Genomic DNA, 2,546 nt, shown 5'->3' with positions numbered 1-2,546 from the left:
TGTCAATGACGGAGCAAAAAGGTACCAGCATAGCGCGCGAAAAGTGTACCAGTTAGGTTAATAAAAAAGAGGGATTTAACCTCTGGTTTTAGCGCTTCTGATTTTTCTATATCTCGGGGTTGTTCACCCCAGCATCATTTATATTGGCTGGTATCCTCCTCTTTGGATTTGTTTTGTGCAGTTTGTTTTTGCCGTTTCCTGCTTGTGGCCAGGCGATAAGATTCTCCATTCATTTCGAGAATATGGACATGGTGAGTTAACCGATCCAGTAACGCACCGGTTAATCGTTCCGATCCCAGCACACTTGTCCACTCATCAAACGGCAAATTCGATGTGACGAGGGTGGCGCCGTGTTCATAGCGACGACTGAACACTTCGAACAAAAGTTCTGCACCCACCGCTGTAAATGGTACATAGCCCAGCTCGTCGATGATCAGCAGCTTTACGTTGGCCAGCTGCTTTTGTAAGGTACGCAATCGCTTTTCATCACGTGCTTCCATTAATTCATGTACCAGCGCTGAAGCTGTGGTGAATAAAACACTCATGCCTTTCTGACAAGCAGCCAGCCCTAACGCTGATGCGATATGAGTCTTGCCAACGCCTGAAGGGCCCAACGCAATGATATTCTCACGCTTATCAATCCATTCACAGCGTATCAACTCAAGTACCAGCGTTTTATTCAATCCAGCAATAGCAGCAAAGTCGAACGTATCCAAACTTTTAATGACCGGGAATTTGGCCTGACGTATGCGCCGTTCGGTATTACGCTGCTCACGATCAATGCATTCAAGCTCGCACAGTCGCAATAGATAGCGTGCATAGTCAATGCCCTCACGCGCGCATTCGATGCCTACCTTTTCATATTCACGTGCAAAGGTGGGTAATTTCAATGTCTTGAAGTGATTGATCAGCAAGACTTGCGGCGCAACTGTAGTAGGGATAGAGGTATCAGTCATAATGCACCTTTGCAGCCTGCTGGTTTGCTTGGGTCATTTGCAACAAGCTTAAGTAGGATCTGGGTTCAGTGGGTTTAACGCTGGCACGAGGTAAATACGGGTAGAGCGTTAAGTCGAGCTTGGCAGGTCGTCGTTCTAGCGCGCACAGAATCAAATGTTTGATAGCATCAAAACTGATTGCTCCCAAGTGCAGTGCTTGCTTGATTGCATGCTCGACCTGCGCCTGGCTAAAATTCTCCAGTAACCGCAAGACCTGAATATATTCCTTGCGACCACGACGTTCCATGCGCTCTTCCATCATACGACGCAAGCGGTCAAATACTTCGGGTAGCATCCGATCCTGCAAAGGTGCCGCCTGGCCGAGCGCACGCGGTTTCTGTTCCAGCAATGCCAGGTAGTGCAACGGGTTGTAAATGAATTCTTCCCGACCATAACTGCGCTTGTGCCGTGCAATGATGTCTGCGCCTAAGCAAATGTCGACGTGATCCACATAACCCTTGACCAATACTTCCCGGTGACCGTATTCGGTAGGTACCGAGTAGTCATTGGTCCGGTAACGTACCAGCGATAGTGAAGATACACGGGTGGAAAGCTTGTGGCAGGCATCAAAGGCAGTCGCAGGCAATACCATAAGCGCAGCGGTATCACGCTTCATGCGCTCAGCGATGGTTTCAGTTTGGCCACGCAACCTGGCCTGTTGACGCTTGATGCAGCCATCCAGTAGTTTTGCATTCAAGGCATCAAAGTCAGCGGCAATGGGCAAAGGCACCATAAAGTGCCGGCGGCTGTAGCCAACCATGCCTTCAACATTCCCCTTATCGTTGCCTTTGGCAGGGCGTGCGAACTTATCTTCAAATAGATAGTGGCTTTGCAGCTCGCTAAATGCCTTGGTACGTTCACGCTTGCCATCACCCAGTATCTTGGCTACCGCAATCTTGGTGTTGTCGTACAGGATCGATAGCGGTACTCCACCCAGAAACACAAAGGCAGCGACATGCCCATCCAGGAATGATTCAGTATCTTCAGTTGGATAAGCTTTGACAAAACAGCCATCTGAATGGGGCAAATCGAGACAGAAATAATGGAATCGCACCAGCTTGCCTCCAATATAGCCATCGGCTTCACCAAAATCAACCTGGGCATGACCAGGCAGGTGCGCCAGCGGTATGAACATTTCCTTCTGCCGGGTAGCAGCTTGATAGACATAATTGCGTACGATGGTATAGCTACCGGTAAAACCATGTTCATCGCGTAGCCGCTCCAGTATCCGCTTCGCTGTATGGCGCTGCTTAACATGCACTTGCTTGTCCGCATCCAGGATGGCATCTATGATGCCAGTGAAGGCAGCTAACTTAGGAGATACGGGTGCGCTCTTGCGCCGGTAACCAGGCGGCACCGCGAATTGGCACATCTTCTTGACAGTCTTGCGGTGTATGCCAAAGTGTCGCGCAACTTCACGCTCACTTCTACCTTCTACCATCACCGCACGTCGAATCTTTATATAGAGTTCCACTAAATACATCCTTTTTGCCTTTCACTTGATGTTAAATACATCAGTTTATAGGCATTGGACTGGTACACTTTTATTCC

The 2,546-nt window shown here is 49.0% G+C and carries 2 protein-coding genes; both read right to left on the bottom strand.

What is annotated here, in order from left to right; all coding sequences use genetic code 11:
- Positions 1–134: 134 nt before the first annotated feature.
- Complete coding sequence (gene istB / locus BLW34_RS15160) at positions 135–956, bottom strand: IS21-like element helper ATPase IstB (RefSeq protein WP_090581365.1); 822 nt, start codon at positions 954–956, stop codon at positions 135–137.
- Entirely contained in the window at positions 949–2,478 is a 1,530-nt protein-coding gene (gene istA, locus BLW34_RS15155) for an IS21 family transposase (protein WP_090581362.1), read from the bottom strand. The genes istB and istA overlap by 8 nt, the downstream gene beginning before the upstream one ends.
- Positions 2,479–2,546 lie beyond the last annotated feature (68 nt).

Source organism: Nitrosomonas sp. Nm58, assembly GCF_900107335.1.
GTDB lineage: Bacteria > Pseudomonadota > Gammaproteobacteria > Burkholderiales > Nitrosomonadaceae > Nitrosomonas.
This window is presented reverse-complemented; position numbering and strand designations above follow the sequence as displayed.